The organism is Mycobacterium sp. UM_CSW (assembly GCF_000455205.1).
Taxonomy (GTDB): Bacteria; Actinomycetota; Actinomycetes; order Mycobacteriales; family Mycobacteriaceae; genus Mycobacterium.
Genome location: NZ_AUWQ01000093.1, coordinates 1 through 8715, shown reverse-complemented (window position 1 = coordinate 8715; position 8715 = coordinate 1). Strand labels below are relative to the sequence as shown.

The following is an 8715-nucleotide window of genomic DNA, read 5'->3' as shown; positions in this document are numbered from 1 at the left end:
GCGTTTGGGCATCATCGCGGCGCGCTCGGCGCAGTAGTCGTGCGGCGGGTCGGCCTCGGGGCTGGGTATGCCGCCGACGGCGTAACACAGGCTGGGGAATAGCAGGGCGCTGCCCGGGGTGGTGACATAGGTGTGCCCGGCCGGGGACGTCAAAATCAGGGTGCCGTCGGCCAGTTGTTTTTCCGTCCAGCCCCAAAACGTCTTGATCAAATGATGGCATCGACTGGCTGAAGTACATTCTGAGCCCGGCGCATAAGGGCGGCGCAAAAACTAGCCGTCCGAGTTGGACCGAGCCGTACCTTCTCCATCGATTGTCTCGACCGTGACCTCGACCGTTGACATTGGCGGTAGATCAGCGCCCAACAGAAGAGCGCGCCGGTATTCCTCGGCTGCGTGTTCCATCCTGTCCTCGGTCTCAAAGAATCGCGCTTTTGCCTGGCGGAACTTGCCAACGGCCCGAAGCATCTGTTTCCGGGAGCGTTGCCGGGCGGCCTCGGACCAGTGCGCGACGTTGGTGTCTTCCTCACCGTTCACAGCAACGCCCTTTTGCCTATCCAGGAGCATCTAATCACCGCCACTGGTCCTGTTATCGCGTATCTCTAGGCGAGGGTCAAGACCGGTCCTGTCGGGTATCCGAGACCCAAAAGGAGGCGCACCGTGGAAAGCGGCATCCACCAACTGCTTACCGAGTTGGAGTTCCTCGAACGAGTCATAAGTCGCGCAGAGGTCGCCGTGGACGGTGCCCATAAGGCGCGTCGAGCGGCCGAGAGTACCTGTCAAAAAGCGGCTGCACTGCGCAAGAATGCCCATCGAATGCGCGGGCCCTCGGTTTTCGCCCAGCGCGAGACCTAACTCCTGGCAGATCACCGGGCGTCGAACGTCTGCATCCGAGCTTGAGTGCGGCAATAACACTTCAGGTTGGACGCGTGCGTGGCCCCGCCCCGGGCGTAGCGCAGCCGGCTGGCCGCCAGACCCTGACTGATCCGCAACGCCGCGCCCACCTCCGCGGCGACCGCCTCCATCGTGTCGATCGCCCACTCCTCGGTCTCCGCACACCGCGAGAGCCGATACCCGAACAACCGCCCGATCGCCTCCAACTGCGCCGCCGCCGCCCGGTTCTCCACCCAAGCAAACACACCGATCTCATCCAGCAGCGCCGCCGACTCCGCCGTCGACGACGGATAGCACCGCTCGATCATCTCGTCGAACCGGGCCATCACCTCGGCACGAGCCGCTTCATCGAACATACGTTCGAGTATGCCACCACCCCCCGACAAGAGTCGGCGACCCGCCCCTCGGCAGCCCGCGGCCGCCGGTGCAGGAATCCCATTACGGCCAGGGCGCGCACAGCGGCGCGCAGGCGGGCCCGCGCGGCACGTGATCCCCCTCGACAATGTCGTTGTGCTGCGGGCTATCGGGGAATCCGGCCGCGGGATACCAATAGTCGTGGCAGACGTTCAAGTCCCACCCCTCCCGCTGCATGGCGGCGATGGGGCCCCCAGGCGACATGTGGTCGTTCGGATCCGGGTGGCCCGGGCACCAGGTGAAGTGGTTGAGGGGCGCCGGGGCGGGTTGGGCCACGGCGGCACCTCCGGCGAGGCCGACGCCGGCCACCGCGAGGCCGCCCGAAAGGAGCGCCCCGGCAACGGCCTTCTTCAGTGTGTGCATGACGGCAGGCTAGCGACGGGCGCATGCGAAATTCTTGCGCTTACGGGCCCGGCCGCCGACTGACGAACTCGCGGCGCACACCGGAGCGCGGGTCGTCAAACTCGATGCGCTGCGCCAGCAACCGCAGCGGCGTGCTGAAGTCGTCCGGGGCCACATCGATGACGTTGGGGTACAACGGATCACCCTCGATCGGCACGCCCAGCGAGGCCATGTGCACCCGCAGCTGATGGGTGCGTCCGGTGCGCGGCGTCAGCCGATAGACGCCATCGGCAAGCAGCTCCACCAACGTCTCCGCGTTCGGCACACCCGGCTCGCAGAAGGCCTGCAAAACGCCGCGGCGCTTGACGATTCGGCTGCGCACCACTCGCGGCAGCACCAAAGCGGGGTCGACGGCGGCGCGCGCCAAATAAACCTTGCTGACCAAACCTCGGGAAAACATCGTCTGGTAGGCGCCGCGCACCTCGCGCCGGGTGGTGAACAGCAGCACTCCGGCCGTCAGCCGGTCGAGCCGATGCGCCGGGCTCAGCTCGGGCAACCCCAGTTCGCGACGCAGCCGCACCAGCGCCGTCTGCGCGATGTGCCGGCCGCGCGGCATGGTGGCCAAAAAATGCGGCTTGTCGACGACCACGATGTCGTCGTCTTGATGCAGCACCGGAATCTCGAAGGGCACCGGCACCTCGTCGCGCAGCTGGCGGTAGAGGTAGACGAAAGAACCCGCCGGCAGCGCCGTCGTCGCGTCAACCGGCGTGCCGTCGGCGTCGACAACCTCGCTGGCCGGCGCGCCGAACCGGGCGGTCAGCTCGGCCAGCACCGGACCGCCGAGCAGCCGCACCCGGGCGGGGCCGAGCCCGTCGCGCACGGGAAGGGGCGCCGGCCTCAACTGGGCCTCACTGGGGCCTCAACTCAGCGGTACCGGCTCGAGGATTTCGGCGCGCGCCTCGGGTGCGCTGGCGCGCAATTCGTCCGCCGACACGTCGTCGGGCTGGGCCTGCGACAGAATTTCGGCCTCCACCCGCGCGGTGTAGTTGGCGACCTCGCGGTCGACGTCCGCGGCAGACCACCCCAGCACGGGCGCCACCACGTCGGCAACTTCGCGGGCGCAGTCGACGCCGCGGTGCGAGTACTCGATGGAGATGCGCATCCGGCGCGCGAGGACGTCCTCTAGGTGCAGGGCCCCCTCGGCGGTGACGGCGTAGAGGGCCTCGACCCTCAGGTAGCCGGGCGCCTCCTTGATCGGGCTGAGCAGGTCGGGAGATTCGGCCGCCAGCTCCAGGACCTCGCCGATCAGCGACCCGTAGCGGTCCAGCAGGTGGCGCACCCGGTACGGATGCAGGCCCTTCAGCGTGCCGACGTGTTCGACCTGGTTGACCAGCGCGAAATAGCCGTCGGCGCCGAGCAGGCTGACCTTCTCGGTGATCGACGGGGCCACCCGGGCAGGAACGAACTGGGCCGCGGCGTCGATCGCGTCGGCGGCCATCACCCGGTAGGTGGTGTACTTGCCGCCGGCGATCGCGACCAGGCCGGGCGCGGGCACAGCCACGGCGTGCTCGCGGGACAGCTTGGACGTCTCCTCGCTCTCCCCGGCCAGCAGCGGCCGCAGCCCGGCGTACACGCCGTCGATGTCGGCGTGCGTCAGCGGCGTGGCCAGCACGGTGTTGACGGTGCCGAGGATGTAGTCGATGTCGGCCTTGGTGGCCGCGGGGTGGGCGAGGTCGAGGTTCCAGTCGGTGTCGGTGGTTCCGATGATCCAGTGGCTGCCCCACGGTATGACGAACATCACCGACTTCTCGGTGCGCAGGATGATCGCGACGTCGCTGACGATCCGGTCGCGCGGCACCACGACGTGCACGCCCTTGGACGCGCGGACCTGAAACCGCCCGCGCTGCTTGGACAGCGCCTGAATCTCGTCGGTCCACACCCCGGTGGCGTTGACGACGACGTGGCCGCGGACCTCGGTGATCGAGCCGTCCTCGGAGTCGCGGACCCGCACGCCGGTCACCCGGTCGCCCTCGCGCAGCAGCGCGACCACCTGGGTGGAGGACCGCACCACCGCGCCGTAGTGGGCGGCGGTGCGCGCGACCGTCATGGTGTGGCGGGCGTCGTCGACGACGGTGTCGTAGTAGCGGATCCCGCCGATCAACGACGTGCGCTTGAGGCCCGGGCTCAGCCGCAACGCGCCGGCACGGGTCAAATGCTTTTGCGCCGGAACGGATTTCGCGCCGCCCAGGCGGTCGTAGAGGAAGATGCCGGCGGCGGTGTAGGGACGTTCCCAGACCCGATGGGTCAGCGGGAACAGAAACGGCATCGGCTTGACCAGATGCGGCGCCAGCTTGGTCAGCGACAGCTCGCGCTCGTGCAGCGCCTCGCGGACGAGGCCGAACTCGAGCTGCTCGAGGTACCGCAGCCCGCCGTGGAACATCTTCGACGACCGGCTCGACGTGCCCGAGGCGAAATCGCGCGCCTCGACCAGCGCCACCTTCAGCCCGCGCGTGGCGGCGTCCAGCGCGCACCCCGAGCCCACCACGCCGCCGCCGATGACCACCACGTCGAACTGCTCGGCGCCCAGCCGCTCCCAGGCGACGGTGCGGTGCTGCGGGCCCAGCGCGTCGATTGGGTCGGTCACTGCGGGGACTCCTGTCCGGTTACTCGTCGGTAGGTGTGCGGTTCCCAGGCTAGTGGCTAATCCAGATCGTCGTGGGCCATCAGCCGGCGCGCGGCCTCGGTGATCGAGCCGGACAGCGAGGGGTAAACGGCCAGCGTCTGCGCCAACTCGTTGACGGTGATGCGGTTGGTCACCGCCACGGCGATCGGCAGGATCAGCTCGGAGGCGATCGGCGCCACCACCACGCCGCCGATCACCACGCCGGTGGACCGCCGGCAGAAGACCTTGACGAAGCCCTGCCGCAGGCCCGACATCTTGGCCCGCGCGTTGGTCCGCAGCGGCAGCATGATGATGCGCGCCGGCACCGAACCGTCGTCGATCATCGATTGCGGCACCCCAACCGCGGCGATCTCCGGCCTGGTGAACACCGTCGCGGCCACCGTGCGCAACCGGATCGGGGTGACGCCCTCCCCCAGCGCGTGATACATCGCGATCCGGCCCTGCATGGCGGCCACCGACGCCAGCAGCAACAGCCCGGTGCAGTCGCCCGCCGCGTAGATCCCCGGCACCGAGGTGCGCGAAACCCGATCCACGGTCAGGTAATTGCCCGGCCCGAGTTCGATGCCGACGCGCTCCAGGCCCAGGCCGCTGGTGTTGGGGACCGATCCGATGGTCATCAGCGCGTGGCTGCCCTCGACGGTGCGCCCATCCGTCATCGTGACCAGCACCCCGGCGTCGGTGCGGGTGACCGACTCGGCGCGCGCGTTCTTGAACAGCTGCACCCCGCGTTCGGCGAACGACTCTTCGAGCACCAGCGCGGCGTCGGCGTCCTCGTAGGGCAGCACCCGGTCGCGGCTGGCCGCCACCGACACGCGCACGCCCAACTCGGTGTAGGCGTGCACGAATTCGGCGCCGGTCACCCCGGAGCCCACCACGACCAGGTGCTCGGGCAGCGCATCCAGGTCGTAGAGCTGCCGCCAGGTCAGGATCCGTTCGCCGTCGGGTCGGGCGGTCGGCAGGATCCGTGGGCTGGCGCCGGTGGCGATCAGCACGACGTCGGCCTCGTGCTCGCTGGAGGTGCCGTCTGAGGCGGTGGCCTTGATGCGGTGCTTGGCCAGGCCGGGCGTGGGGTCGACGAGCTCGCCGCGGCCCGCGACCACCTCGACGCCCACGGCGAGCAGCTGGGCGGTGATGTCCGCCGACTGCTCGGTGGCGAGCCGTTTGACCCGGGCGTGGATCTGCGGCAACGAGATCTTGGCGTCCTCGAAGTCGATGTCGAAGCCCAGCCGGGGCGCTCGGCGCAGTTCGGTGCGCAGCCCGGTGGAGGCGATGAACGTCTTGGACGGCACACAATCGTCGAGCACGGCCGCCCCGCCGACGCCGTCGGAGTCGATCACGGTGACGTGCGTGGTGTCCGGATGGGAGGTGGCGGCGACCAGCGCGGCTTCGTAACCGGCCGGCCCTCCCCCGAGGATGACAATGCGGGTCACCACGGTCCCTAACCTATCCGGGTGGGCGGGACCCCGCGAATCGCTTGGGTGAATACCGCGCGAGCATGCGACGTCTAAGCTTTCCCCGTGCCGCTATACGCCGCGTACGGGTCGAACATGGATCCCGAGCAGATGCTCAAGCGCGCGCCGCACTCGCCGATGGCCGGAACTGGCTGGCTGCACGGGTGGCGGTTGACGTTCGGCGGGGAGGACATCGGCTGGGAAGGGGCCCTGGCGACCATCGTCGAGGACCCGCAATCGAAGGTGTTCGTCGTTCTCTACGACATGACGCCGGCCGACGAGATCAACCTCGACCGCTGGGAGGGCTCGGAGTTCGGGGTCCACAAGAAGATCCGCTGCCGGGTGGAGCGCATCTCGTCGGACACCACCACCGACCCCGTGCTGGCGTGGCTGTATGTGCTGGACGCCTGGGAGGGCGGCCTGCCGTCGGCGCGTTACCTCGGCGTGATGGCCGACGCGGCCGAAATCGCCGGTGCACCAGAGGATTACGTGCACGATCTGCGGACCCGCCCGGCGCACAACATCGGCCCGGGGACCAGCGGCGCCTAGGGTTTTCCCCGCGAGCGGCCGTGTCTGTACGGCGACACGCCGTCGGGGCCGGCATTTTGTGGCCCGTCGATAGCGGGTTACGCGGCTTTTTGCAGCTGAGTCTCGAGCCGGCGGACAAGTTCGCGGGGACGACATCTGACGTCTGAGGCGATGATGGGCACGACCAACCATCCCAGCTCCTGAAGGGCAGACGAGCGTCGCCGGTCCCGCAAAAATGCGTCCGGACCGCTGTGCCAGTCCACGCCGTCGTATTCGGCGGCGACGCGGCGTTCGGGCCACGCGAAATCGAGCCGCCAGATACGTCCCTGCAGATCCACGACCTCGTATTGCAGAACCGGCGGCGGTAACCCGCCGTCGATCATGACCAGCCGCGCCTCGCTTTCCATCGGTGACTCCGCCTTCGGGTTAGCCAACTCAAGCAGTTCGCGCACGGTGAAGATGCCGCGTCGGCCGCACTGGCGCACGGCCGCCTGCTCGAGACCGTCCCGCCCACACGTCTCGCTGCGCAGTGCCGCATCCAGTGTCGCCAGTGCCCTCGGCCGGGGCAGCCGACGCGCGACTTCAATCGCCGTCCAGGCCGGCGTCGTAGCCGGCCGATCGCCGACCACGGTCAATGGCGCGCCCTGGCGACGGTAGACGACCAAGCCATCGGTCGAGCGGAGCCGCCGTCCGTCGGGGTTCAGCACATGCAGATCCAGCGTCCGCTCCGTATCGAAGCCGTACGCCGCCGCGGCGGTACCCATGCACACCGCGACCGTCGTCCCAGCCGCCAAGTCCAAGCCGCGCAGACGCAAAGCGGTAGTCACCGCACCGTGGCCGTAGATGCCGTGCCAAACCCGTTGTAGCTCACCGTTGTTCAGCGCTGCCTCTAGCCCGCGACGTGTCAGGAATGTCAGCGCCTGGGCAGAGGTCACCACTCCGCCCTGCGCGTCGAGCAATCGGCTGAGCGCTGCGTTCATGCCGGGTAATCGTCGACGCGCCGCGCATGGCCGGCAACTCAGTCCTGTGCAGCGCCTAGAACAGGGCCGCCTGCTCGACGACGTTGACCATCACGCGCAGCCCGATCGCCAGGGCCCGCTCGTCGAGGTCGAAGGTCGGCTGGTGCAGGTCCAGCTGCAGTCCCTCGCCCGACCACACTCCGAGCCGGGCCATCGCGCCGGGAATCTCCTCCAGATACCAGGAGAAATCCTCACCGCCGCCGGACTGGCGGGTGTCGGCCAGCGCGTCGGGGCCGACGGCCTCGATCGCGTGGGTCAGGATCCGCGTGGAGATGTCCTCGTTGACCACCGGCGGCACGCCGCGGCGGTATTGCAGCGTGTGCTCGATCGCCAGCGGGGACAGCAGCGCGGACACGGTCTCGCGGATGACCTCCTCGAGCGCGATCCAGGTCTGGCGGCTCGCGGTGCGCACGGTGCCGGCCAGCACGCCGGTTTGCGGGATCGCGTTGGGGGCCACGCCCGCGTTCACCGCGCCCCACACCAACACCGTGCTGTTGCGCGGGTCGATGCGGCGCGACAGCACCCCCGGCAGCCCGGTGATCAGCGTGCCCAGGCCGTAGACCAGGTCGGCGGTCAGGTGGGGGCGCGACGTGTGCCCGCCGGGCGAATACAGCGTGATCTCCATCTGGTCGGCCGCCGAGGTGATCGGGCCCTGCCGGACCGCGATCTTGCCGACCTCGAGGCGCGGGTCGCAGTGCAGGGCGAAGATCCGCGAGACCCCGGACAGCGCCCCGGCGGCGATGGCGTCGATCGCCCCGCCCGGCATCAACTCCTCGGCGGCCTGGAAGATCAGCCGCACCCCGACCGGCAGCTCCGGCACGGAGCTCAGCGCCAGCGCCGTACCCAGCAGGATCGCGGTGTGTGCGTCGTGCCCGCAGGCATGCGCGACGTTGGGCATCGTCGACGCGTACGGCGCCCCGGTCAGCTCGGCCATCGGCAGCGCGTCCATGTCGGCCCGCAGCGCGATCCTGGGCTCGTGCTCGGGACCCATGTCGCAGATCAGCCCGGTCCCCGGCAGCAGCTTCGGCTTCAGTCCCGCATCGACCAGCCGCTCGGCGACGAACTGCGTGGTGGCGAACTCCTGCCGGCCCAACTCCGGGTAGCGATGGATGTGCCGGCGCCACTCCACCAGGTCCTGGTGGTGCGCGGCCAACCACGATTCGGCGGTGTCGACGAGGCTCATGCGCGCGCTCCGCCGGGTCTGCGCTCCTGCGCCGCCAGCACCCGGTCGCGCTGTTCGGGGGCCTGGGCGAGCTGAACCACCGTGCGCGCCAACATGATCGCGCCGTCGACGACGGCGCGGTCGGCGCTGGGGCCGGCGGCCGCCGCCGCGAAGGCGCGCTGGTGCACGGTGGCACCGCCCGCGTCGACCCCGACCACCGGATGG

General features: G+C 69.4%; 7 protein-coding genes and 3 pseudogenes. 1 reads left to right on the top strand and 9 read right to left on the bottom strand.

The annotated features are described in order from the left end of the window. The 6 genes and pseudogenes from N415_RS25500 to N415_RS25465 all read right to left on the bottom strand — a co-directional run. Positions 1–222: pseudogene (locus tag N415_RS25500) on the bottom strand (hypothetical protein); the annotation flags it as partial. Positions 223–941: 719 nt separating this feature from the next. Next, positions 942–1247, bottom strand: a pseudogene (locus N415_RS33145) (DUF222 domain-containing protein); the annotation flags it as partial. Positions 1248–1329: 82 nt separating this feature from the next. Next, positions 1330–1668, bottom strand: coding sequence for a hypothetical protein (locus N415_RS25480; protein WP_068187726.1), 339 nt, complete (start codon positions 1666–1668; stop codon positions 1330–1332). A gap of 40 nt (positions 1669–1708) precedes the next feature. After that, the gene (locus N415_RS25475; protein WP_152531570.1) at positions 1709–2548 is read right to left on the bottom strand and encodes a pseudouridine synthase; all 840 of its coding nucleotides are present in this window, start codon (positions 2546–2548) and stop codon (positions 1709–1711) included. An 18-nt stretch (positions 2549–2566) separates the two neighbouring features. Next, a complete protein-coding gene (locus N415_RS25470) occupies positions 2567–4291 on the bottom strand; it encodes a glycerol-3-phosphate dehydrogenase/oxidase (RefSeq protein ID WP_068113877.1) in 1725 nt (574 codons plus the stop codon). Between the two features lie 56 nt (positions 4292–4347). Further along, positions 4348–5763, bottom strand: coding sequence for an NAD(P)H-quinone dehydrogenase (locus N415_RS25465; RefSeq protein WP_068187723.1), 1416 nt, complete (start codon positions 5761–5763; stop codon positions 4348–4350). 84 nt (positions 5764–5847) lie between these two features. Between N415_RS25465 and N415_RS25460 the strand changes: the two genes are divergently transcribed. After that, complete coding sequence (locus N415_RS25460; protein ID WP_068187722.1) at positions 5848–6330, top strand: gamma-glutamylcyclotransferase; 483 nt, start codon at positions 5848–5850, stop codon at positions 6328–6330. Between the two features lie 77 nt (positions 6331–6407). On the opposite strand, the gene N415_RS25455 is transcribed toward N415_RS25460, so the two are convergent. The 3 genes and pseudogenes from N415_RS25455 to N415_RS25445 form a co-directional block, all read right to left on the bottom strand. Continuing rightward, positions 6408–7289 carry a hypothetical protein gene (locus N415_RS25455; protein WP_068187719.1) on the bottom strand — a complete coding sequence of 294 codons (882 nt, stop codon included), beginning with the start codon at positions 7287–7289 and terminating at the stop codon, positions 6408–6410. 55 nt (positions 7290–7344) lie between these two features. Continuing rightward, positions 7345–8511, bottom strand: coding sequence for a M20 family metallopeptidase (locus N415_RS25450; protein WP_068187717.1), 1167 nt, complete (start codon positions 8509–8511; stop codon positions 7345–7347). Then, a pseudogene (locus tag N415_RS25445) lies at positions 8508–8715 on the bottom strand (amidohydrolase); the annotation flags it as partial. The gene N415_RS25450 and the pseudogene N415_RS25445, both read right to left, overlap by 4 nt.